Origin of the sequence: Vibrio sp. 10N.247.310.17 (genome assembly GCF_041466605.1) — a bacterium.
In the GTDB taxonomy this organism is placed as follows: domain Bacteria; phylum Pseudomonadota; class Gammaproteobacteria; order Enterobacterales; family Vibrionaceae; genus Vibrio; species Vibrio tasmaniensis_A.
Genome location: NZ_JBFSTC010000094.1, coordinates 1 through 23,585, shown reverse-complemented (window position 1 = coordinate 23,585; position 23,585 = coordinate 1). Strand labels below are relative to the sequence as shown.

Annotated in this window: 23 protein-coding genes and 3 pseudogenes; 8 read left to right on the top strand and 18 right to left on the bottom strand. The window is 42.7% G+C overall.

Annotated features, from left to right (window positions below):
* On the bottom strand, positions 1 to 406 hold a 406-nt coding region (locus AB6D80_RS20420; RefSeq protein WP_372189432.1), incomplete at its 3' end, for a hypothetical protein.
* 322 nt (positions 407 to 728) lie between these two features.
* Here AB6D80_RS20420 and AB6D80_RS20415 point away from each other — a divergent pair.
* A pseudogene (locus tag AB6D80_RS20415) lies at positions 729 to 1,118 on the top strand (JAB domain-containing protein); the annotation flags it as partial.
* Positions 1,095 to 1,595, top strand: coding sequence for a tetratricopeptide repeat protein (locus AB6D80_RS20410; protein WP_372189434.1), 501 nt, complete (start codon positions 1,095 to 1,097; stop codon positions 1,593 to 1,595). The pseudogene AB6D80_RS20415 and the gene AB6D80_RS20410, both read left to right, overlap by 24 nt.
* Positions 1,596 to 1,850: 255 nt before the next feature.
* On the opposite strand, the gene AB6D80_RS20405 is transcribed toward AB6D80_RS20410, so the two are convergent.
* The gene (locus tag AB6D80_RS20405) at positions 1,851 to 2,630 is read right to left on the bottom strand and encodes a DUF3658 domain-containing protein (RefSeq protein ID WP_017098419.1); all 780 of its coding nucleotides are present in this window, start codon (positions 2,628 to 2,630) and stop codon (positions 1,851 to 1,853) included.
* 175 nt (positions 2,631 to 2,805) lie between these two features.
* Complete coding sequence (locus AB6D80_RS20400; protein WP_372189430.1) at positions 2,806 to 3,288, bottom strand: tetratricopeptide repeat protein; 483 nt, start codon at positions 3,286 to 3,288, stop codon at positions 2,806 to 2,808.
* A gap of 132 nt (positions 3,289 to 3,420) precedes the next feature.
* On the opposite strand from AB6D80_RS20400, the gene AB6D80_RS20395 reads away from it, so the two are divergent.
* Positions 3,421 to 3,792 carry a hypothetical protein gene (locus tag AB6D80_RS20395; protein WP_017082573.1) on the top strand — a complete coding sequence of 124 codons (372 nt, stop codon included), beginning with the start codon at positions 3,421 to 3,423 and terminating at the stop codon, positions 3,790 to 3,792.
* A gap of 59 nt (positions 3,793 to 3,851) precedes the next feature.
* Here the strand turns inward: AB6D80_RS20395 and AB6D80_RS20390 are convergent, their stop codons facing one another.
* The 5 genes from AB6D80_RS20390 to AB6D80_RS20370 form a co-directional block, all read right to left on the bottom strand.
* Positions 3,852 to 4,463, bottom strand: a complete 612-nt coding sequence (locus tag AB6D80_RS20390) for a hypothetical protein (RefSeq protein ID WP_065679791.1) — start codon at positions 4,461 to 4,463, stop codon at positions 3,852 to 3,854.
* A gap of 167 nt (positions 4,464 to 4,630) precedes the next feature.
* On the bottom strand, positions 4,631 to 5,296 hold the full coding sequence (locus AB6D80_RS20385; RefSeq protein ID WP_017099647.1) for a glutathione S-transferase N-terminal domain-containing protein: 666 nt from the start codon (positions 5,294 to 5,296) through the stop codon (positions 4,631 to 4,633).
* An 88-nt stretch (positions 5,297 to 5,384) separates the two neighbouring features.
* Positions 5,385 to 6,011 (bottom strand): LysE family translocator, encoded by a 627-nt coding sequence (locus tag AB6D80_RS20380; RefSeq protein WP_017099648.1) that lies wholly within the window; start codon positions 6,009 to 6,011, stop codon positions 5,385 to 5,387.
* A 68-nt stretch (positions 6,012 to 6,079) separates the two neighbouring features.
* On the bottom strand, positions 6,080 to 7,735 hold the full coding sequence (locus tag AB6D80_RS20375) for an SgrR family transcriptional regulator (RefSeq protein WP_372189428.1): 1,656 nt from the start codon (positions 7,733 to 7,735) through the stop codon (positions 6,080 to 6,082).
* A gap of 97 nt (positions 7,736 to 7,832) precedes the next feature.
* Positions 7,833 to 7,994 carry a hypothetical protein gene (locus AB6D80_RS20370; RefSeq protein WP_017053110.1) on the bottom strand — a complete coding sequence of 54 codons (162 nt, stop codon included), beginning with the start codon at positions 7,992 to 7,994 and terminating at the stop codon, positions 7,833 to 7,835.
* Between the two features lie 259 nt (positions 7,995 to 8,253).
* Between AB6D80_RS20370 and AB6D80_RS20365 the strand changes: the two are divergent.
* A pseudogene (locus AB6D80_RS20365) lies at positions 8,254 to 8,956 on the top strand (IS110 family transposase); the annotation flags it as partial.
* A gap of 192 nt (positions 8,957 to 9,148) precedes the next feature.
* Here the strand turns inward: AB6D80_RS20365 and AB6D80_RS20360 are convergent.
* From AB6D80_RS20360 to AB6D80_RS20340, 5 genes and pseudogenes are all read right to left on the bottom strand, one after another.
* On the bottom strand, positions 9,149 to 9,439 hold the full coding sequence (locus AB6D80_RS20360; RefSeq protein ID WP_133151482.1) for a hypothetical protein: 291 nt from the start codon (positions 9,437 to 9,439) through the stop codon (positions 9,149 to 9,151).
* Positions 9,440 to 9,462: 23 nt separating this feature from the next.
* Positions 9,463 to 9,954, bottom strand: a complete 492-nt coding sequence (locus tag AB6D80_RS20355) for a hypothetical protein (protein WP_017099651.1) — start codon at positions 9,952 to 9,954, stop codon at positions 9,463 to 9,465.
* A 206-nt stretch (positions 9,955 to 10,160) separates the two neighbouring features.
* Positions 10,161 to 11,513 (bottom strand): annotated as a pseudogene (locus tag AB6D80_RS20350) (ISNCY family transposase).
* Between the two features lie 584 nt (positions 11,514 to 12,097).
* Complete coding sequence (locus AB6D80_RS20345) at positions 12,098 to 12,262, bottom strand: AlpA family transcriptional regulator (protein ID WP_102250018.1); 165 nt, start codon at positions 12,260 to 12,262, stop codon at positions 12,098 to 12,100.
* Positions 12,263 to 12,415: 153 nt separating this feature from the next.
* Positions 12,416 to 12,823 (bottom strand): inovirus-type Gp2 protein, encoded by a 408-nt coding sequence (locus AB6D80_RS20340; RefSeq protein ID WP_372189426.1) that lies wholly within the window; start codon positions 12,821 to 12,823, stop codon positions 12,416 to 12,418.
* 105 nt (positions 12,824 to 12,928) lie between these two features.
* On the opposite strand from AB6D80_RS20340, the gene AB6D80_RS20335 reads away from it, so the two are divergent.
* Together AB6D80_RS20335 and AB6D80_RS20330 are read left to right on the top strand one after the other, a co-directional pair.
* Positions 12,929 to 14,079, top strand: a protein-coding gene (locus AB6D80_RS20335) for an IS3 family transposase (RefSeq protein ID WP_139137542.1) whose coding sequence is annotated in 2 segments (ribosomal slippage) — positions 12,929 to 13,172 and positions 13,172 to 14,079 — 1,152 coding nt in all. Because the reading frame shifts where the segments join, the coding sequence is not laid out codon by codon here.
* A 140-nt stretch (positions 14,080 to 14,219) separates the two neighbouring features.
* The gene (locus tag AB6D80_RS20330; protein WP_372189424.1) at positions 14,220 to 14,603 is read left to right on the top strand and encodes a hypothetical protein; all 384 of its coding nucleotides are present in this window, start codon (positions 14,220 to 14,222) and stop codon (positions 14,601 to 14,603) included.
* 171 nt (positions 14,604 to 14,774) lie between these two features.
* On the opposite strand, the gene AB6D80_RS20325 is transcribed toward AB6D80_RS20330, so the two are convergent.
* The 4 genes from AB6D80_RS20325 to AB6D80_RS20310 form a co-directional block, all read right to left on the bottom strand.
* The gene (locus AB6D80_RS20325) at positions 14,775 to 15,977 is read right to left on the bottom strand and encodes a tyrosine-type recombinase/integrase (protein ID WP_371695961.1); all 1,203 of its coding nucleotides are present in this window, start codon (positions 15,975 to 15,977) and stop codon (positions 14,775 to 14,777) included.
* Positions 15,978 to 16,193: 216 nt separating this feature from the next.
* Positions 16,194 to 17,840 carry a chaperonin GroEL gene (gene groL / locus AB6D80_RS20320; protein ID WP_065113252.1) on the bottom strand — a complete coding sequence of 549 codons (1,647 nt, stop codon included), beginning with the start codon at positions 17,838 to 17,840 and terminating at the stop codon, positions 16,194 to 16,196.
* A gap of 52 nt (positions 17,841 to 17,892) precedes the next feature.
* Positions 17,893 to 18,183, bottom strand: coding sequence for a co-chaperone GroES (locus AB6D80_RS20315; protein WP_004733324.1), 291 nt, complete (start codon positions 18,181 to 18,183; stop codon positions 17,893 to 17,895).
* 183 nt (positions 18,184 to 18,366) lie between these two features.
* Positions 18,367 to 19,491 carry an LPS O-antigen chain length determinant protein WzzB gene (locus AB6D80_RS20310; RefSeq protein WP_372189422.1) on the bottom strand — a complete coding sequence of 375 codons (1,125 nt, stop codon included), beginning with the start codon at positions 19,489 to 19,491 and terminating at the stop codon, positions 18,367 to 18,369.
* A 154-nt stretch (positions 19,492 to 19,645) separates the two neighbouring features.
* Here AB6D80_RS20310 and AB6D80_RS20305 point away from each other — a divergent pair, with 154 nt between their 5' ends.
* Positions 19,646 to 20,989, top strand: coding sequence for an MATE family efflux transporter (locus AB6D80_RS20305; protein ID WP_135385112.1), 1,344 nt, complete (start codon positions 19,646 to 19,648; stop codon positions 20,987 to 20,989).
* A gap of 183 nt (positions 20,990 to 21,172) precedes the next feature.
* Positions 21,173 to 21,667, top strand: a complete 495-nt coding sequence (locus tag AB6D80_RS20300; RefSeq protein WP_135385113.1) for a methylated-DNA--[protein]-cysteine S-methyltransferase — start codon at positions 21,173 to 21,175, stop codon at positions 21,665 to 21,667.
* Positions 21,668 to 21,845: 178 nt separating this feature from the next.
* Here AB6D80_RS20300 and gpmM read toward each other — a convergent pair whose 3' ends face one another.
* Positions 21,846 to 23,378, bottom strand: coding sequence for a 2,3-bisphosphoglycerate-independent phosphoglycerate mutase (gene gpmM / locus AB6D80_RS20295; RefSeq protein WP_135385115.1), 1,533 nt, complete (start codon positions 23,376 to 23,378; stop codon positions 21,846 to 21,848).
* Between the last annotated feature and the right edge of the window lie 207 nt (positions 23,379 to 23,585).

Sequence of the window (23,585 nt, the reverse complement as noted above, 5' to 3'; positions counted from 1 at the left end):
AGAGAAGCTGCTTAATAAGCAAGCAAATGATGACAACTACCTTGAAAAACACCGTCCCTTCACCCTTGTAAATTTGTCCTTTGCCAAAAAAAGCCTCCGAGTTTGAATAGAAAGAACATCGCTGCATTTTTTCTATAGATGGAGCTCGACTGGGTATGTGTCGGAAATACGCTTCTGTGGTCGCATTACGAGCAATAAAATGTACAGGACACCCACAATTACTGCACTTTGCGTAAACACCACTTTCAGCAAGACTCTTAGCAATAAAGCTCTTCAAAATAGATTGAGAAACATCTGCATCGGAAGTATCAGAACTCATGAAATCTATGAGCTCACTCGCAAGTACTACTCGATCAAAATTCTCAACCTCCAACTCCCAAAGACTATGTTTCTCTATCGTATCCATCAGTATCTAACCACTTACTAAATCACATCAACACATTGAAAGATCAGCCTTTCTCTAGCAACTTTTTAACCACTCTAATACTAATGTGTTATCAAATCCAATCCAAATAAAACAAGATGCGTAATTTATCGTTATAGATAGAAAAGCGTTCGTCTGTGATATACAAAGACGATCAACCCTCTGTATGCAATCTATTAGCTTAGCTTCACTAGCGACATGGGAAAGTTAGACCTACATACTCACCTCCCCCCCACAATCCAAAAACATTCAGGCATATGTCATCAATGTGAATACCCATCATTGAATCCGACAGGAGCCCGTAATGACTACCCCTAATTCTGATTACAAAAAACAACAGCGCTATCAGGAGAATGAAATCCTAGAGCATGCCGCTGAGATACTCGCGACACGCTATGTACGTGGTGATGCCTTAATTAGCCCAGATGCGACCAAAGAGTATGTACGCTGCAAACTCGGCAGCTATGAACGTGAAGTATTTGCTTTACTGCTACTGGATAACCAAAACCGACTGATTGAGTTTAAAGAGCTCTTTCATGGCACTGTAGATGCCGCCAGCGTCTACCCAAGAGAAGTAGTAAAAGCGGTATTAGAGGTCAATGCAGCTGCGGTGATTATGGCTCACAACCACCCTTCTGGTGACTCTACCCCCTCACAAGCAGATAGACGTATCACCGAAAGACTCAAGGATGCATTTACGTATTTTAAGTTAGCAGCAGAAAATGACGAAAATAAAGCGCAGTTTTATTTGGGTTTAATGTACTACCGTGGCGATGGCATTAGCAAAGATCTAAAAAAATCAGCACATTGGTTCTTACAATCAGCAGAGAAAGGCAATAAAGATGCACAGTTTTACATTGGTCAAATGTATGAGCTAGGTGAAGGTGTCCTACAAAATGACAAATACTCTCTACATTGGTTTAACTTAGCCTCAAAGAATGGACAGCAAGACGCACAGTATAAGCTTGCTGTTATTTACTACCTGGGGAAAATTGTGCCTAAAAATGATGTTACAAGCTATATGTGGTTAAACATCAGTCAATACAACGGAAAAGATATTCAAAATATGAAAGGAATAATATTTGATGACTTAAGCCAAGCTGATATTGATGAAGCTCAATTCAGATCAATAGAATGTGTCGAATCCCTGTATGAACACTGCAATTGGTAATTTTTGGTACGCAATCAGAACTATGCTGTAATGGTTTATACTCGCGGCTGTTTCCATAGCTCGAAAATAAAAACATTCCCTTCGTTAATATCCGAGGCTACGGTGATGAGAATGAGAATTTAAATTTTTACTTAGTTATAGCACGCACACTAGGAATGAGTGTTCGATAGGCAAAGTGTGAGCTTTTACTCTCAGTTACGTTTCCGTTGTATTTTTCTCACCCTATATTTTCACTAAATGTTTGAACTTCCCATATCATAACGCTCGACTCAACTGACGCCTAAAGAAAGGTCCTTCACCTACCGAGCGCACTATTTTTCTCAAGATCAACACACGCAATCTGTAACAGAGAAAAGTATCACCAACTTGCCCTACATAATCACCAAGCACACGACCAATGACTACTGCTGCAACACAAACTCGTGGGCCAATCGCAGCAAGAAGAGCAGCATCAAAAAACGTCTCATCATGGGATACAATTGCGGAACCGTTCCAAGTTCGAACCATATCCCTACTCACAAGAAGACTATCCCATTCTTTGGCTAATTTAACCTGCTGAAAGATATCAAGAGGTACTGGAATGACGGTAGTAAGTTCTTCGGCTGAACAGGCACCAACGATTGGCATGGTGTCTTTGCTCAACTTACCTGTCGTTACATCGGCTAAAAATAAACGTTGTTCCGGTAGCACAGAGCACAGCGCTCGCAACATTAATTGCTCATCCACTGACTGGCCAACCCAAACAACATAATCGCCATCGCATTCGAGGTTCTGATAGCTCTGCAATATGGGCAGTCCTATATGGCCGGCTAACCATGGCCATAAGTCTGGATCATTAATAAGATCACATACCCCCCTAAACCAATTACTACGTAGAGCATCTCCCTGCTGCGTACCATAATTATTTAACGGACCGTAAGTCAACGGGTCACTCAGCTCTACTACCCGCTTCTTTTCATCTGGCGCAAGAAGATAATTCAAAATGCCAGCAGCTGCGCCTCCTGTAACAAAGTGAGTCACCTTACGAAGGGTCATGACTAAACTCACTTATCATATCAGCACATCGTCTCTCTATTCTCATCATCGATCCTTGTCTGCTACCAACTGCTAATCACTTATCGAGCTCCATAACCTTAGAGTTCATAAGTTGGTTTACTCTATTGTTTCTATTCCCCGGTTAGACGAACAAATATACGTAGGAACGCAACATTTACCACGTTTTATCAAGGTCTTTTGCATAAAGCAGAATGGCTCGCTGGTAACTTTTGATTTTCTTACTCTCAGTGGTTGATAACAATAACTTAATTAGTAACGCCGTTGCTTCTTTGTGTCGTTCTAAGTTGTACAAACACATGGCATAGAACGGCTGTACTTCCAGTGAATCAGGGTATTCAGCCATGGTTCGCTCAAAATACTCTAACGCTTCAGTGTATTTACCCAAACTGCGATAAGTACTCGCCAACCCAAACAGAGCATCAAAACGTTTAGTTATGGAAAGATCCCCTTCCAATGCAAGATGATAATGTATAAGCGCTTGCTTCTCTTTGCCTTCATTATCATAAGACCAAGCCATGTATAAATTTGCTTTGGCTGCATATTGACTGTCATCCAATAGCGTACGCAGCAAAAGCCGAGACGCATGATAATTTCCGGCCTCTCTAAGATTTATGGCTTCGTGGATAATGGTTTCCATGTGCATCTCCTCTATAATTGACTAATAGAATGAAATTTATTTACACTCTGTGCTAACTCTCAAATCGTCCAACGATAAATTATCAATGATAAAATCTTAAACTAGATGAATAAATAGTAATAAAGGAATCCAATGTTTATAAGATTTATTGCCAGTATGGAGGAGGAAAAGCGACTCCAGCATACTCATGGTATCATTACCCAAGCACAAATGATGCTTGTCGACGGATTGATCCTTTACGAGTACCATCAGGTGCATATTAAAGAAATCTTCACTCAACTTAATGAATCACTACCATGTCCACCGTTCCACTCAAAGTCATGGCCAGACAATGCTATCTCTTGGTTTTTAGACTCAAGCGTCAAACATATATCACTCATGTATGAGCTAAAATATATATTAGAAGAATATGATACAAAGGTGGCGACATTACATTATTCAGACGTCGGCACCATTTTATACAGAGATGACTTTCAAGTGGTGGCTAAGTCTAGCCTCTTATGAAAAACAAAATAATATATTGATAATAAAATGAACCTTCTAAAAATATATACCCTCGCCAGTTAAAATGAGAACTGCAACCCAAGCTCATAGCTCACTTCCGCCTCATCACGCTCTGCATATTCTAAATTTGCAACTAAGCCAAACACTGAGCCGAATTGAAAGACGTTATTCCACTTAAACTCATCTCTTGCTAGATCTAAGAAATCATGCTGATAGGAAACTCCCATCAACCAATGATTAGCTATTTGTTTTCTAACCATCGCTTGACAGTATGTTCCACGCTCGGAATATGGTGAACTGTAATCACTATCAGCACGATAGTTTACTGCTCCACAGGATAAAGAGCTGGCCATTGCCCCTCCCAAACGCCCAATGAGTCCTCCGCCAGCTTGCCAACTATCTACCTCCGAACTAAATCGAGTGAGAAAGTCTGCTTTTCCTTCAACGAATACGTAGTCAAAAACTTGAGCACTGACATCTAAGTATAACCCTCCCATCGTCTTATTCTCTGTATTGTCATACTTATCGTTAAGGTAAGGTTTTAACGCTCCCGACTTAAAACTAGCTCCTTTATAACCAAATCCTATGTGAGAAAAATTATCAACAATCTCACTTGATGCAAAGCTTGAACACGAAACTAACAACATCAGAGGAACAACTTTAGTTATCATAATACGATATCCTGTGGCACTTTTTTGACATGAAAGTTTATTCTGTACATTGCATATTGACAGCAACATACGGAAATAAACTATAACAAATCAATATGTAACATCCGATAAATTTAAACGCAAACTATGCGTTGCGTTCACATTTCCATCGTTGTCTTAAAGCATGTTTAAATTCCAGTGCCAATCCTATCTAGGCTGTCATACCAATTCAAAACATGGCTAGTCAGCATTTCCCCTGTGAAAGCGTTACTCGTAGACAGCAGCCACTTCAACGTCCCATAGACGATATAGTCTGAATACATGGGCGCATCGCCCGATAAGTACCGTGTCTTAGCTAAATAAGATTCCAGTACTCTCATTTTTTTGAGTAAGTCGGCCTTTGCTAACTCTTGGCTGTTGCTTTGTACATTTTCTAAGCTGTCCTGAAAGTGTTTCTCTCTAGAGGAACGAAAGTAATCTTTATCGCGATCTTTAAGCTTGCAGTAAATGTCGAAGATGGCAATTTTGGCGATGTCCGAATGTAATGATGCTGCCCACTCATGGAAAAAAAGTGCCATTAAACGCCCTTTTTCACCGCCAAATAATGAAGGTGATTCAGGGTAGTGGGCCTCAAGATAATCAGCGATGTTAAACGAATCAGAGAGCACCGTTTCACCATCTTTGATGGCGGGGAGTGTAGAAAACTGCGCCTTAAACTGAGCCTGAATGTCGACAAAAGAAAGCTCAGTGGTATCAAACGCTATATTTTTGTGTATCAAGCACATTTTCGTTCGCCAACAATAAGGACTGAATTTTAAGCCATCGCCCCCACACAGTTCGTAAAAAGTGATCATAGGTGTCTTACTCCGAGAGTTGCTAAATAGGTGTAATGGTTGTGCTGGGCACAGTATGTTCAATCTTGGTCGCGGTTCTCAGTCGAGATTAAGTGGGTTCTTTAACTGCTAGAATACCTGCGGCTCCCAGCAGTAAAGCACCACTTCCTCTTGTCACAGCGGTAAGAGATAGTCGGCTCGCATCAACAATCCGTCTGGCCGAAAACGCATAAAACATCACTAAACTGAAATCAAGCAACGCCATGGTTGGGCACATCACTAATAGTTGAGGGAATACGGGTAAGTCGGGGTTGATGAATTGCGGAAAAAAAGCCGAAAAGAATAGGATGGCTTTGGGATTGCCAGCCGCGACTAAAAAGCCAGAGTAAAACAACTTTTTGTTTGAGGCCTGTAAATCTGAGTTGTTGAGGTTTAAGTGCTCAACTTGTGCTGGTTTAGCGAGGAGCATTTTTAGTCCCATGTAAACCAACGTGATCACACCAAAAACTTTGATGACAGTAAATGCCACTACCGAATTGGCAAGGATGACACCTAAACCCAAGGCGACTAACACCATTTGAATAAAGTTAGCTGAGATGTCCCCAAGGGCGGTATATAGCACGCGTTTGTGCCCATAACTGAGAGCATGTGCAATACCTAAAAATATGCTAGGCCCTGGTGTCGCGGTAAGAATGAGCGATGCCGCGACAAAGCCGAGCCAAAGGTGAAAGTCCATTTTTTTTCCTTAATTATCCGTTAAACACTGCAAATCATATCGCTACAGATACACTACCATACCAGCGATTACTCCAACCACATATTGACCAGCGACATGACACCCATATTGTTGGTTTCGGTACCATACAAATTGTCTGCGCGAGTGACGGTAAAATGATTGCGCCACAGAGGACAATAATAATAGTTCTGGATAAGCCAATCCTCCGCTCGATACAGCTTGTGCAGAAGCTCCTCACTGTCGTTACTTTCCTGCATGAGCATATCAATAAAGGTTAATAGGCTTTGTTTTCCACGTTCAGACAAACATAGGCTAAACACATTGCCGCAAAGTAGCCATTCGTAATACTGGAACGTCAGGTCGTCGCCAAATACGTAACAGTCGTAGGAGACATCAACAGCCACATCTTGAGACTGTCCTTGAAGACATACCTTCCAAATAACCCCTTTTTGAGACAACGCATCAAGCAAAGGTTGCAACTCCCTCATATGACTGTCTATCACTTCAATTATCACCGGACGAGCTGGCAGTTTCATGTCGTGATTGAACAAGTGAAATCCCTTATCTTGATGGCAATCCATCACGCTGTTCGCTGCTCTTTTCTGGCTATCAAGTGTAAAGCGTCGACTATGATGAACAAGCCAAGCTCTTTCTTGAGCGGACAAGGCGTTTGCATGATGATGAAACTGCAAAACAGTACACCCACTGCGATCGACTTTTTGTGGCTGAGCGGGTTGAGATTCGCAATAGAGCAGTTCTGCCACGTGCATAGGCGTTTGAGGTTGGGCATCGCTACACCAAAACTCTACTCGTTCAATATGGCCACCAAAGCCAAAATAGTGGTTGTTGCGAACCAAACTCCAATATTGTTTTTCCAGACTTTCGACCCGATATGCTCCACACCCGATAGGTTTTGAAGCCTGATAATCAAAAATTGCACTGTGTGAGTCGGCTAACAAATGCAGGAAAACGGGGTCAAATTGACGCATAGAGAAAATGACCCACTGCTTATCTATGTCAATACCCTCTACATGACGAAATAGAATTTGATATGGATGCGGCGTCCTAAGGCGCATTTCTATATTTTTTTTGACAAGTTCCGGTGTCAGCACTTCTCCATTGTGCATCATTATATCATTGCGGATGCGGAGACGGATTTGTTTGTCGCTGAAATGAAATTGGTGTGCGATGTGAGGCACAATATCATTTTGAATGGGGTCATAGCGCACTAAGGTATCGAACACGCTTTCGATCAATAAAATAGAACGAGCGGACTGTGCCAAATGTGGATGCCATTCAGGCAGCATATATGGCACTAAATACATTAAAGTGTTCTGCTTTTTCAGTTCCTGTTGTGCGTCCCCTAACCAGAGAGGTATGTGATCTTGAAACAGGTGGACTTCGCCAAATTGAGTGGCTAGCCGAAATGCCTGATTCATTCTGCCAGACCGAGCCATTTGCTCTAACTGAGTCAGCAGTGAGGCCTCAAAACTTTTGAGTAGTGTCAGTTTAGAACGATGGCCACGTCCCTGGCCCGCAGCCCAATGGATAAGCCCAAAACTCTCAAAGGCAGCCATTAGCTTACTCACGTACCTTTCTGAACAGACCAGAATTTCGGCAAGGGTGACGATATCGACATCATAAGTTTCATTGCGAAAAAAATGTTTCTCGAGTTGCTTTAAGCGTTGTAGATGACTCGTAGACAACGACTGAGAACCTACCATGTCAACCTCAAAAATATGTTCATTAGATACGACGGCTCACTCTGACACTTGACGAAATAACGTAAAATTGTTCTTTTTGTCATCTCAGAGTCCGAGTTTAATATAGGTGGACTAGCTGACCAACTAAGAAGCCCACCAAGAAAACTATACCAGATAAACGCGGACGGCTTTGAGTTTGTATCACTGTCATCGTTTGAGGTTGTTCTGGTAAGTACTGTTTCGCATTTAAAGTATAGAAGGTGTAATCTAATGGATTCATGGTTCACTCACACAGCAGGGGATCATGTCGCTATTATCAGTGAATAAACCCGAAGTAATAACGTTCGCTTTACTGTGAATAGTTCATCTTTTAATTAATAAAGGAAGGCTCTATTTTTCATCTGCCACCAAACCAACTAATTCAATAAACACGTAGAGGTAGATCAATCCCAGTCACATTCAATATTAGCAATCGACATTACATCTTCATCAGAGCAAACGTAGGTAGGCTTGCCAACATGGGGCTCAAAGGTTACGTAACCCGCTTTGTTCCTACCAAATCTCCTGACTCTGTTCATCGTGCGTAAGTATTGGGTACGTGAACGTACTACTCTAATGAACAGTATTCGAGCGTTACTGTCTAAATTCGGTCTCATTATTACGGGCGGACGATTTTCTTTAATGAAACCAGTTCCCCTCACGCTGGAAGATGCTGAAAACGAACTTCCACACTTAGATCGAACTGTTATTGCTGACGCGTACTATCACCTTGAACAACTTAACTAACGTATTGCGGATACCGAGCAAGTCTTCGATGCCTTTTCAAAGGTCAGTGATAATGTTCTACAGATCATGAAGCTCAGAGGAATTAGCCCACAAACAGCAACGGCTATTCTGGCCTCTATTGGCAACGGCTCTCAGTTTGTGAAAAACAGAGATTTTTCCGCTTGGCTAGGGTTAGTTTCGACGCAGTATTCAACCGGCGGCAAACCCAGATTGGGCAGGGTTACCAGACACGAAGACTAGTATCTACACACCTTACTCGGCTATAGTGCTAGAACGGTCATTGCTAATCTAGTTGATAAACAAGACAGGCTCAGTCAGTGGTGTCGAGGTGTGTTGGAACGACGAGGAATGAACCGAGTTATTGTCGCTCTTGCAGCAAAGAATGCTCGAACTATCTGGTCGCTATTACACACCCAAACGGAGCAAAATTTAAGTTATATGGATTACAATTTCTAGGCGAGAAAGTCTGCGTTTGAATGCGCCACAGACAACGAGTTAACTTGTTTTTGGACAAAACCTTGCCAGTACTTTTGCTAAATTAGAAAACCATCAATAACTAGGGGTATGTCAAATCTACTTGTGAAGAGCTAGTGCGATGAGTAGCATCGCACTAGCAAAAGTATTGGTTTAGGTGCGTATTAAGTGCCGTTATGTAAAATATGACGTTCCACACTCTAAATGTGAATGACTTAATGGTGGGTACTCTCTCAATAGCTTTGATCTTACTTCTTGAAAGTGACTCTGATTAGCCGACAACCAACTGCTCACATATTCATTAAATCTTATGTGCCTTTCTGGATTGGCGTTAACAGAACGTTGAAAGTGGCAACTAATAACAATCATTGCCCCTTCATATCTTTCTTCAGATGAGTGATTTGAGTTGTTGTATTTACTCCAGCCATTTCTTTTTTCATTTTCTAATCTTTCATATTCGCTCATATACCCTCATATAAAGTTTATTATCAATGAGAACCATCACAATTCAATGTTTGATATGCACGCTTAAAACCATCTAATGAATACCATACATTTAGATAATCAGATGATTTACCAATATAAGTTTTCACCTCAAACCCCATAGCATCTTCACCATTTAACTTGTTGAGATCAGAGTTGGTAAAAACGTATATATGACGATACCTCTCACTTCCTGATACCACATCAAAATATGAAAATTTTGGTTTCGCCAGTTTATTACCAAAAAAATCATTTACATGATAAGACGTAACTTTGGTTTCATACCTACCTGGTTCATAAGCTAAATATGGCTCAATCGTTAACTGAGTAGCTTTCGCAGAACCAGCATTACACTCCATAACAACTTTGATATTTTTATATAGAGAGTAAGACTCAGCATTTTTTACATTACCAGAGCCTTCCCAGTTATTAACTTTCCAATCCGCATGAGCTAATGATGATAGAGTTACAAATAACAAAAAAATTAATATTTTCATGGAGATATGCCTTAATTTTGAAATCCAATTATCTCAAACCAAAAAGCCAAGATCAAATTTGACGCTAATCTTGGTCTCAGACCAAAAATGTCACTATCTGCATCAAAAGTCTGTTCTGTCCTGTCCTGTCAATCCCATTTTAAAATGTCCTCTTTTCTCCCAAATAGAAATGTCACCTTTGGGAGAAAAGAATCAAGGGTAGTGGGTTACTTGGTATGACTTGCTTTGAATTGTTCGGGCTTCTCTAAAACTGGATTTAATGCGCGTAGCTGCTCATTCATTGCCTGTCTTTGAGCCGTTCTGCTTGCCGTTTTATTGTTCCGTTTACGTTTTTGTGAAACCTCAAACTCATCTTGTTTATCCTGAGCAAAACGTAACACTTGTCCCAGTCTTTTGTTTTCAACCACTCGACCTTGGTCAAGTTTGGTCAGTTTATCAAACACTTTATATCTCAATGCTCGATGTCCGTATCTCACACTAATGTCGCCGTTTGGGTACTCTAAAATCAATACGTTTTCATGAACCAAGCGGGAGTTTTCTTCAATATTTTCAACCAAATAAACAATCTGGTCGTACTGAAAGGTTAACGACTTTGATAGTTTTCGAACGACCTGCCATGCAAAAATATCGTCCAAATCTGCGGATGTTTCTCTAATAGGACGGTGCATGTCTTTTGGGTAATTGGCGGGTTTAGCAAAGCGTTGATTGAAGTCCGTAATGAAGTAGGGAAGCCAGGCATTGGCCTCTTTGATGGTATTAATGCCTTGTAGTCGCATCTCTTTAATGAGGCGGTCTTGAAGTGTTAGGTTCGCTCGTTCTACTCGGCCTTTCGCTTGTGAGCTGTTCGCACAGATTAATTCGATGCCAAGCTCTTTTAGTATGCGTCCATATTGCGTAGGATTTTTAGCTTCAACCGCATTCTTGTTACTGTTATGAAACACTGCGTGCCGGTCACTGTAGAATGCAAGCGGCTTGCCGTGTGTCTCTAAGTACTCTCGAGTTGTTACCATATAGTCAATGGCTGATTCCGTTTCACTAAACCGCAGGTTCATTAATCGTCCAGTTGCATCGTCGATGAAAACCAGCAGACAGCATTTTGGACTTCGGCCTTCGAACCAATCATGGTGAGAACCATCAATCTGAACCAGTTCTCCTAGGCAGTCTCTGCGATGACGAGGTTGGTACACTCGAGGTTGACGCTGAGCATGTGGCACCCAGAGACCATCAGCAATCATCCATTGACGTAAGGTCTCATTAGAAATGGGTAAGTTATGGATCTCAATAAGTTTTTCTCTTGCTAACGTTGGGGCAAAATCCGAATAGTGTTTACGAACAAGCGTTAAGATAGTCTGACGATAATCACTCGATATCCGATTATTACTGGGCTTGCCGCGAGCTCCATGTGCCAAACTGGCCGCACCGGATTCTCGTAAGCGGTTCATTAAACGCTACACTTGGCGTTCACTCAAGTTTAAGAGCTGGGCAGCATCCGAACGTCGTAAGCGACGCTCACAAACGTCATTGATCACTTTGTATCGTGAAAGGTCTTTGTCACTCATAGTTACCAACATCCCAATGTTCCTTAGATAAGTTCACATAAGAATGAAGTTAGCGGTTGAACCTAAAAAAGAGACATTTTAACTTTGCTAAAAAGTGACATTACAACTTTGCGCCTACATGTCCTGTAGTCATTATTCCTATTATGGTAAATGCGCGAGTTTGCTATCAGAAACAGCCCTCAAACGCTCTTAGCGAAGTTTTTAGACACTTGATCAAGGCGATATTACTTCCATAACGCCTTGTAAGTTTGTGACGCTTTCAAAGCGATTGACTGGGCAAAAATTAGCAAATTCATTTGAGCTAAGAACTGCACTCTGCCCCCCATTTTTTTGTTCTTTGTGAGCTTTGGGTGTCAGATTAGTTCTATTTGGTCAAAATCCACTCGCATTTGAATGTAGACTTTTTGGCGAAACCAATTTTTGGGGCAGAAACTTTTTTGAGTAGTCGCACTAAAGGGCTCTTATCCCGAAGCAACTTAGATAACTTTATTCTAGCCCAATGAAACAAGACGCCTCCGACTCAAACCCCTTCTCTAAAAAGGCATAAAGCCAGCAGCATTCGCTGCTGGCTCATGTCATTGCTACTATCTGCTCTCAATCCATTCATCCAACTCATGCTCAACCCATGCTGAGGCTCGCTCTCCAAGCGAGACATTGCGTGGGAACTCCCCGTTAGCCATCATTTTGTAGATGGTCGACTTACTTAACTGCACTCTTTCTATCACTTCTTTTAAACGAACTAATCTCATGAAATTCTTCCTCTATGGTTATCACTCATGAGATAGAGTTGAAGTGTAAAAATTTCCCTAACCTAATATCAGCCTGTAGATATAGGACATCCCGTTATTGGTTTACCTTCCAGCCCGTAACATCAATCATACTTGTGCTGGTGGCCTCGCGGATTATGGTTGTCTTTTCTTTGACCTTTTTTCTCTCGGCTTTCTCGGCTGCCTTCCTTTCTTTTTAGATTTACTGACAAATGAACCTATCGTGCTTTGAACGTCAATATCATGATTTGTGCTGAGTTTGGCTTGTCTGCTTAGTACGAAGAACAAGCAGCGGTGTTGGTGGTCAAAATCCTCATGGTCTTTATTGAGTTCAATCAGGGGTTGAGTAAGAAAGGAGCAAAGTTCACTGATGTCGTATTGGCTTGTCTGTGTGGTCGTTGCCCACGTTCGCGTAATGTCTTTCGTCAGTTTTTTTCTGATTTGGTATTCATTGGCCATCGGCTCGTAGGGAGTCGCATCTAAAAACATCGTGAAGCGGTAGCTGATTGCGCCAGTGTCAGATATTTCCTTTTTCCATATCACGCTAATCTTATCCTTCTGTCTGTAATGGCAGAATCGATAAAACTGATCCGCACCAGCAGTTTTGGACACTGAGTTAAGTGAGTACAATCACTAATTAGGTGAACCATGACAAGTAAGAAGAAACGTATTATCCATTCTCCTGAATTTAAAGCAGAAACCCTGAAGCTGGCAGAGAAAGTGGGAGTCGCTGCAGCCGCAAGACAGCTCTCGTTACATGAATCTCAGATCTACGGTTGGCGAAAAGCCACAAAGAAGAATTCTAGTATTAGCCAACGAGAACAAGAATTGGCCGTTGAAGTCGCTAAGCTAAAGAGGCAGTTGGCAGAGCAAGCAGAAGAGCTAGAAATCGTAAAAAAGGCCGCCACCTACTTCGCGAAAAATCTAAAGTAAATTGCTATGAATTTATGCTCGAACACCTGCTGAGTTTCAGTATTTCCCGTATGGCTAAGGTGTTCAGAGTTTCTCGAAGTGGGTTTTATTATTGGGTTGAGAACCGCCACAAGGCGATTCAACGTGAGACAGAGCGCCAAAAGTTTGATACCAAGGTAAAAGAAGCCTTTGACGTTAGCAAAGAGCGAGATGGCTCAAGACGTATTCAGAAAGAACTGGCAGAGAGCGGTGATAACCATAATGTTAAGACCATTGCCGCCAGTATGAAACGTCAGGATTTAGTAGCGAAAGCAGCTCGCAAGTTTAAGTGTACAACGGACAGTAAGCATAAAATGCCCGTTGCTCCGAACTTGCTCGCTCAAGATTTTAACGCAACGGCTCCGAATCAAAAATGGGCAGGAGACATCACTTATGTTGCCACAAGCGAAGGCTGGCTGTACTTAGCTGTCATTATTGACCTTTATTCAAGGCAAGTTATTGGTTGGTCTATGGATACGAGAATGACGGCCTCACTGGTCTGTGATGCTTTGTCGATGGCTTTATTCCGTCGAGGGTTCCCTGAGCATGTCATAACTCATAGCGATCGAGGTAGTCAGTACTGTTCGAAAGACTATCGAGACCTCATAAGCACTTATAATTTAAAACAAAGTATGAGTAGAAAAGGGAACTGTTGGGATAACGCATGTGTTGAGAGCTTCTTCCATTCACTGAAAGTTGAAGCAATTCAATATGAGCCAATTATGACGAGAGAGCAGATGCGCCAAACGATCTTCGAGTACATAGAAGTTGATTATAATCGAACGAGAAGGCACAGTGCTCTTGGGTACCTAAGCCCAATGAACTTTGAAAAGCGAAATGTCGCTTAGCTAAGTGTCCAGTCTGACTGGAGCAGATCAATGAGAACGTCATTTGTTTTTTTGACTATTGGAATGCCAGTAATCACAAAAAAGTTACGTTCATTGAAGAGCTTAAAAGGCTTTGGGAAAGTACGGTTCTGCCCGATAATTTGTCGTGGATAAACAAAGAAGACAAAGAAATAACTGACTGGTTTATCCGTTACATAAAAGACTCAGAGCTACCAACTCAATGGATACCAGAATTAAATTCGAGTGACGAACCCTATCATCGCTGTATCGCTATCATCGACTTCTACTGGTGCTTTGAAGATCCTCGTGCAAAAAAATACTTCATTGGTAAGCTGAAGAAAGCTTGGTATCAACAGAAACATCGCGCGAAAATGCAAAATGAAGCTCAGAAAGCATATAACTTTGTTATGGGTACAGAAATCGATGGTTTTCTCACAGCCCTAGCTCGTAAGGCAAAGATACCGAAAAATAGATTCTTAGAGCAGTTGATCACTAAAGAATACGAGAAAAAATTTACCGATTGAGTATGTTCAGATCGGGGAAGAAAGGTATTCAAATGAAAGGTTGGTGATACGCCAAGTCTTAGAAATACTAACAATCCAACCTTCAAACGGACTTGGGGTGCTCTTAACCTTACAGTTTTCTATCTCAAGCTCAGCCCAACAAAGAAGCAACTCTAAGCTGGGCAATGACAGCTAACAATTTCTTGATAACTCGTCTAAGTAATCTGCCCACTCTTGCATTAGCTTTGTTCTTTCGGCTAAGTAAAGTGAACGATTGTAAGCTCTTGAAGTTGCGGAGCCTGTCAAGTGAGCTAGTTGAACCTCGATAACCTCTGAATTCCAACCTTTTTCATGTAAGATTGTGGAGGCACTACTCCTAAAGCCATGTGCTGACATTACATCTGCGGCATAGCCCAAGTCCCGCAAGCGATTGGTCAGGATATTCTTACTCATAGGCTTACTGCTATCTCTTTGATTTGGAAATACAAGCTCAGAGTAACCAGTGTACAACTTTACATCTTGTAATTGTTGGACAACTTGTTTTGACATCGGCACCAAGTGATCTCGACTGCGCTTCATCTCTTCCGCTGGAATCCTAATCAAGCACGCCTCAAAATCAATATACTCCCACTTCAAGTTTCTTATTTCCGTTGGCCTTAAAAAGACTCTAGGGATCAACTTGAGCGCCTCAACGCTGCAATAGTTACCAGTTGGTGTGGTATCAATATCCTTAATCAATTGACCAAGTTCACTAGGATTAATAATTGCTGCTCGATGTTGAACTTTGGGCAGGGGTTTTAATATATCACCAAGCGGTAAGCCCTGAGCGGGATTGCTTCGTGTTAGACGATGAGCTAATGCATAGCCAAACACCCTATTGATGACAGCAAGTATGTTAGGAGCTTTCTTAGGCGCACCAGCAGCCTCAATAGCTAACATGAGATCCGTGATGTGCCCAGCATCAATCTCATCAATATGAAGGTTACAGATACTTTTAGAGTCAACCATTAACCAACGCCTAACCCGCGCGGCATGATCCGTTGACCAAGAATCTTTTTGCTGCTCCCACCACTTTATAGCCACTGCTGAGAAAAGCTTATTTTGGTCAACACTCTTACTACGCTTCCTCTCCCTTCTCTCATCCATGGGATTAATACCGTTCACTAACGATGCTCTTGCTTCCGCTGCTAATTTCCGGGCTTCTTTGAGGGGGACGGAGGGGTACTTTCCTAGCGCCATCTCTTGGTACTTCGATGAGTACCTAAAACGAAAGCGCCAGAGTTTTGAACCGTTCTTTTTTATAAATAAAAACAATCCATTACCATCAGATCTCTTTACCTGAGACTGACCTTCAGGACACGATAAGCTATCTATTTCCTTTACTGTTAGTGGCATTCACAGCTCCCATGAGGGGTATTAAATGAGGGGTATTACCAAAATATACCACCAAATTTGAGAGTTAGGAAACATACGATACCCCGCATTACCCTCACGATTTTCATAGAACCAGCTATACACCCTTGGACTTTACTAGACGATAAATATTAAAAAAGCCCGTAAACAATGGGCTTACGAGCTCTTAATGGACTTTACTGGATTAAGTCAGGTCGTTTACATCATGCCGCCCATGCCACCCATACCGCCCATGCCACCCATATCAGGCATTGCAGGGCCAGAATCTTGTGGCTTATCAGTGATCATCGCTTCTGTTGTGATCATAAGACCAGCAACGGATGCTGCGAACTGAAGTGCAGAACGCGTTACCTTCGTTGGATCTAGGATACCCATAGCAATCATGTCACCGTACTCACCCGTAGCCGCGTTGTAACCGTAGTTACCTTCGCCAGCACGAACGTTGTTAGCAACAACAGATTCTTCATCACCTGCGTTCTTAGTGATTTGACGGATAGGCGCTTCCATTGCACGTAGTGCAACGCGGATACCTACGTTTTGCTCTTCGTTGTCGCCTTCAAGGCCAGCAACTTTAGATGCAGCGCGGATAAGTGCAACACCACCACCAGCAACCACACCTTCTTCAACAGCCGCACGAGTTGCGTGAAGTGCATCTTCAACGCGGTCTTTCTTCTCTTTCATCTCAACTTCAGTCGCAGCGCCTACTTTAATTACTGCAACACCGCCAGCTAGCTTAGCTACGCGCTCTTGAAGTTTTTCTTTATCGTAGTCAGACGTTGCATCTTCGATTTGTTGACGAATTTGAGAAACACGACCTTTGATCATCACTTCATCGCCCGCACCATCAATGATGGTTGAGTTTTCTTTAGTGATCGTAATGCGCTTAGCTTGACCTAGGTCTTCTAGCGTTACTTTTTCAAGGTCTAGGCCGATCTCTTCAGAGATAACCGTACCGCCCGTTAGGATAGCGATATCTTGCAGCATAGATTTACGACGGTCGCCGAAACCAGGTGCTTTAACCGCAGCCACTTTAACGATGCCACGCATGTTGTTCACAACAAGAGTTGCTAGCGCTTCGCCTTCGACATCTTCAGCGATGATAAGAAGTGGACGAGATGCCTTAGCAACTGCTTCTAGAGTCGGAAGAAGTTCACGGATGTTCGAAACTTTCTTGTCGATTAGAAGAATAAATGGGCTTTCTAGATCAACTGAACCGGCTTCTTGGTTATTGATGAAGTAAGGAGATAGGTAACCGCGGTCGAACTGCATGCCTTCAACTACGTCTAGCTCATCTTGCAGAGCCTGACCTTCTTCAACCGTGATAACACCATCACGACCTACTTTTTCCATCGCTTCAGCAATGATGTTACCCACTGTCGAATCAGAGTTCGCAGAGATAGTACCTACTTGCGCGATAGCTTTCGTGTCTGAACAAGGAACAGAAAGGTTCTTCAACTCTTCAACAGCCGCGATAACCGCTTTGTCGATACCGCGCTTAAGATCCATTGGGTTCATGCCAGCAGCAACCGCTTTTAGGCCTTCAGCGATAATAGACTGAGCCAATACTGTAGCTGTAGTTGTTCCGTCGCCCGCCGCGTCATTCGCTTGCGAAGCCACTTCTTTAACCATTTGTGCGCCCATGTTTTGGAACTTGTCTTCAAGCTCAATTTCACGTGCAACTGAAACACCATCTTTCGTGATCGTTGGTGCGCCAAATGATTTGTCTAGAACAACGTTACGGCCTTTAGGACCTAGCGTTACTTTTACTGCGTCAGCCAGAACGTTTACACCTTCTAGCATTTTAATACGTGCGTCGTTACCAAATTTAACGTCTTTAGCAGCCATCTTAATTTCCTTTAAAATTCTTTATTCAGTCAGTTCAGTTTTATGGGTCGGATTACTCAACGATCGCCATGATGTCGTTTTCAGACATGATCAGAACTTCTTTGCCATCGATCTTTTCAGTTTTAGTGCCGTAGCCTTCAGAGAAGATAACGGTATCGCCAACTTTAACGTCCAATGGTTGTACTGAACCATTTTCTAGAATGCGGCCTTTACCAACAGCTAGAATAGTACCGCGCGTTGATTTTTCAGCGGCAGAACCAGTTAGAACGATGCCACCAGCAGATTTAGATTCAACTTCTTGGCGCTCAACGATAACTCGGTCGTGTAGAGGACGGATATTCATCGGTCGTATCTCCTGATAATTTCCATTTAATTTGATAGTTGCCACGATTGGCATGGGGTTAATCAGTATGTTGGGGCGATGTGGGATAACCCAAGGGGGGGAAGAGACTTTTTGTGAGGCAACTCAAATAACAATAAATGTAGAATGAGAAATGGCTAGTGAATAACACTAGCCATTAGAAATTTAGTCTTCTTTTCTAAATGCAAAGCGAATTAGAACTATCGCAACACCAAGCATACCGCCTAACAATGTCCCAAGTACAACGATCAAAGCACGTTTAGGTTTATCTCGAGTAGTTGGTTGTTCAACATTGCTTAGATAGCGAAATGCTTGAAAATCAACGGTTCGATCGATTTTAATACTATCGAACATGTCTAACTGAGCCGTTATTTGTTGAAGGCGAGGCTCCAAAACAGTGAGATTTTTTACAGACTCCAAAATTTTGATTTTTTCTTGCAAAGCTTTTGAACCAAGTTCAATTGCATAAAAATCTCTTGCATTACCACTTAAAAGAGGGGTATCTACACCGGCTGCTTTGGCAATTTTCAAAGCAGACTGCGCGCGCTCGATTTCCGCGAGCAACCTGTTTTTAGCCTTACCTTCAAGAACCGTTTTTTGCTGGATCAACTCGTTACGCTCACCGAAAACGAGAGCTTCAAGATGCTCAAATGCATCCTCACGAACTTGAAGCTCAGTAAAAGAAATATAAGATCTTAATAAATCAAAACTACTTTCTTTGGTCATGGATTGGAAAGTCAGAACATATGGTGAATTTTTGTCCTTCTTATCTATCTGTGACGCAGAGATCTTTTCGAACCATGCAATGTACAACTTACGGGTAGCATCTTCAGTTATTTCAGAAGCACTCGAAAAGTGATTGTCTTTAATATCTTGAAATTCGGAGCTTTCATTTAAGAAAGCTTGCTTATTATTACTTGAATTAAATAGATCAACAAACCGTTGAAATATGACCTGAGAATCAACTAAAGAATCGAGCTCTTCACTACCTCTAGCTAAGCCATTTGATTGATAAATAGAGAAAATAGGTTGGAATTGTTTCACTTGTTGCTGATACATAACTCTGTCTTGAAGTTCAGCTTTTGTAATCTCGGCTTCAGAAGACCACCATTCTTGAGCCAGTAAAGAAAAACCAATAGCACTAGACGTAAATAAAGCCGTAACCAAAATAATTAAGAGCTTACCATCCCACAAAGCTTTAAAAAGCTGTCTAAGGTCGATCTCATCATTTGGAATATACATCGGCGGATTTTGTGGGGTATACGACTGTGGTTGTGTGTGCTGCTTCACTGTAAATCTCTCAAAATATCGAATTTGATAACGGCAGAATCCTATCACACCGTATACCGTTAGTAATGTGAATTGTAAACTTTATGAAAGCGATCTTCAGACTATTCACAATTCACTGTACTCTACTCATATTCTAGTTCAAACGGCGTTTTACATGCAAGATAAGCACGGGCTATTAACCGCCCCAATTGAGAGTACATTGCGTACCATGACCATACCGACCATATTCGGCATGGTTGCGATCTTGATGTTTAACCTTGTCGATACTTTCTTTATCTCATTGCTCGGCACACAAGCCCTTGCAGCCGTGAGTTTCACCTTTCCTGTCACCTTTGCCATCAACTGCATTACTATGGGTATAGGCATTGGCTTATCGACGTGTATTGGGCGGTTACTTGGCCAAGGTTGCGCGAAAAATCCGGCAAGGCTTACCTGCCACGGCTTATTGCTTGCGGTGCTTCTTGTTGGTTTTGCATCAACACTAGGTCTAGTAACACTAGAACCTGTGTTTACTCTATTAGGTGCTGAACCTGAGTTACTGCCACTGATATCCGAGTACATGTCGGTTTGGTATTTAGCGATACCGCTGCTTGTTATTCCTATGGCAGGCAACAGCGCAATACGAGCCAGTGGCGATACCAAAACACCCGCTAAGATCATGATGCTAGCCGGCCTTATTAACGGCATTCTCGATCCTCTATTAATCTTTGGTTACGGCCCTTTCCCTGAATTAAGGATTCAAGGCGCAGCGATTGCTAGTGGATTCAGTTGGTTTGGTGCGTTATGTTGCTCACTGTATGTGTTAACCATACGAGAAAAGCTACTTGCTCCGCCCAAACTAAAAAACATCATCGATGACTGGAAACAGATCTTAACCATCGGCACACCCGCCGCCCTTTCCAATGCCCTGAACCCACTTGCTGGCGCCATAATCATGATGATGTTAGCCAAACAAGGAACAGAAGCCGTGGCGGCTTACGGAGCTGCCCAGCGTATTGAATCCATCCTTATCATTGTGTTGATGTCCTTGACCTCGGCCCTCACGCCTTTTATGGCGCAAAACTTTGGTGCTGATAACCCACAGCGTAGTTTCAAGGCTCTGTTCTTAAGCATGCGCTTTGCCGTGATGTTCCAAGGTTTGATTTTCTTAATGATGGTGCCATTGAGCATCCCTTTGGCAGCCCTCTTTTCTCAAGAAGAATCCGTACGAAGCATCTTGTGGCATTACCTGTTAGTCGTCCCATTTAGCTATGGCTTCCAAGGTATTGTAATGATGCTGATTAGTGCCATGAATGCGATGCACCAACCGCTCAAAGCCTTTCAATGGAGCTTAATGCGCCTGTTTGTATTCACATTGCCTTTCGCTTGGATAGGCAGCCAAATTGATGGTGTCGAAGGGCTGTTTATAGGCTTAGCCTTGGGGAACATTGTCGGCGGTATTTCGGGGTATTGCTTTGCACTTCGTGTTAGAGCTAAAGCAGATGCGGGATTCGGGTAACTGGGATGCGAAAAGATATAAGAGCAGATGAGAGATGCGAGTAACCGGGATACGAAAAGATATAAGAGCAGATGAGAGATTCGGGTAACCGGGATGCGAAAAGATATAAGAGCAGGTGAGAGATTCGGGTAACCGAGATTCGAAGAGCTTGAGAGCAGAAAAAACTAAAAGAAGGAAGATGACATGGAAGACACCATTTACAAAATGTTCTATGACGCACCGATTGGCAAGATGATCATTGTGAGTAATGGTGTGTCGCTTATTGAAATTGACCATGTAAATCATGAAGAGCTAATGACTAGCAATCCGGATGACCTTTGCCAACTGGCGACGAAACAGTTAGATGAGTATTTCGCAGCTCAACGAACAGAATTCGATTTGCCATTAACAGCGATACAAGGCACTGACTTTCAAAAAGCCGCTTGGCAGGCTTTGACAACCATTCCTTATGGCGAAACCATCAGCTACGGCGAACAAGCAAAGAGAATGGACAACCAAAAAGCCGTAAGAGCAGTCGGTGGCGCTAATGGCAAGAACCCGTTTAGCGTCGTTGTTCCCTGCCATAGAGTCATCGGTGCGAATGGAACATTAACCGGCTACACGGGCGGCATGAACCGCAAAGAGTGGTTGTTGGATTTTGAGCGTTCGGCTGTAGAGAAAGATGAGAGTAGCGAGTGACGAGATGCGAGATGCGAGATGCGAAAATGTATAACAGCTTTCATTCTGTTAGTTACTCGCATCATGCACCAGCCTTAAGCTCTTCGCATCCCACTTACTCGTATCTATACTCAAACTCCAGATACAAAAAACGGCTACACTCGCGTGCAGCCGTTCTAGTATTCGATGAAAGTTAAAACTATTTAACTAAAATATCACCTGACATCTCAGCTGGGATATCAATACCAGACAGAGAAAGCATCGTTGGTGCTAGGTCAGACAGTTTACCGCCTTCTTTGAACTCAACGTCTTTGCTGCCCACGTAGATAAGTGGAACAGGTAGGTTAGTGTGCGCCGTGTGGATGCCGCCCGTTTCTGGGTTTACCATCATTTCCGCGTTACCGTGGTCAGCGGTGATCAGCAGTTGGCCATCCGCTTCTTTGATTGCTTCAACCACTTTGCCAAGACATTCGTCTAGCGACTCTACCGCTTTAACCGCTGCATCGTAAACGCCAGTGTGGCCAACCATGTCACAGTTAGGGAAGTTACAAACGATAGCGTCGTATTTACCGCCTTTGATTGCTGCAACTAGCTTTTCAGTAAGCTCTGGCGCACTCATTTCTGGCTGTAGGTCGTACGTTGCTACTTTTGGAGAAGCAACAAGCTGACGCTCTTCGCCTTCAAACTCGTCTTCTTTACCGCCGTTAAAGAAGAATGTCACGTGCGCGTATTTCTCTGTTTCAGAGATACGTAGCTGCGTTTTGCCTTCTTTCGATAGCCATTCACCGTAAGTGTTCTCTAGAGAAGCCGGTGGGAATGCACATAGAAGTGGGATATCTGCTGCGTATTGAGTCAGCATCACGAAATCGATCGCTGGGAATACGTTACGAGCAAAACCATCGAAATCAGGAACGAATGCACGTGTAATTTCACGAGCACGGTCTGCACGGTAGTTCATGAAGATAACAGCATCGCCATCAACGATAGCGGCAGACTCTTCGCCTTCCGTTTTGATTTCAGTCGCTTTAACGAACTCATCGTTTTCGTCACGAGCGTAAGCCGCTTCTAGGCCAGCAACGGCTGTGTCGAATGTGAACTCTGCTTTTGCTTGAGTAAGTAGGTCGTAAGATTCTTGAACGCGATCCCAGTTGTTATCACGGTCCATTGCGTAGTAACGACCAATAAGAGAAGCCACACGGCCTTTACCTAGCTTAGCGAACAACGCTTGGAAGCGTGCAAGTGTGTTTTCAGCGCTACGTGGCGGCGTATCACGACCGTCTAGGAATGCGTGTAGGTAGATTTTCTCTGCGCCACGCTCTGCTGCCATTTCAACAGCCGCGTAGATGTGATCTTCATGAGAATGAACGCCACCTGGAGACATAAGACCCATGATGTGAACCGCTTTGTCTGCTTTAACCGCTTTATCAACAGCATTCACTAGCGCTTCAGTTTGACCGAATTCGCCGTCTGCGATTGATTTAGTAATACGCGTTAAATCTTGGTATACCACGCGACCTGCGCCGATGTTGGTGTGACCCACTTCAGAGTTACCCATTTGGCCATCAGGTAGGCCGACATCTAAGCCAGAAGCCGAGATTAGCGTGTTAGGTTGGTTAGCAATAAGACCGTCTAATACAGGTGTATTAGCGTTCGCGATAGCGTTGTCTTGGTTGTCTTGACGGTAACCGTAACCGTCAAGGATCACTAGAGCCATTGGCTTCTTAGCTGACATAGGACTGACCTCGTTCAATTCAAAATAAATCGGTATAAAAACAAATTAGCGTAATTTTACTACAGTTTGTAGTCAAAACTGTAGCGGAAGATCAAGAAAGACACCTCTCTATGTAAATAGACAACATATAATCAGGTTCTAAGCAACAAACTTGTCAGCGCCGATGTAAAAATGACCCACTAACGTCGATTTAAAATTGACCCACCT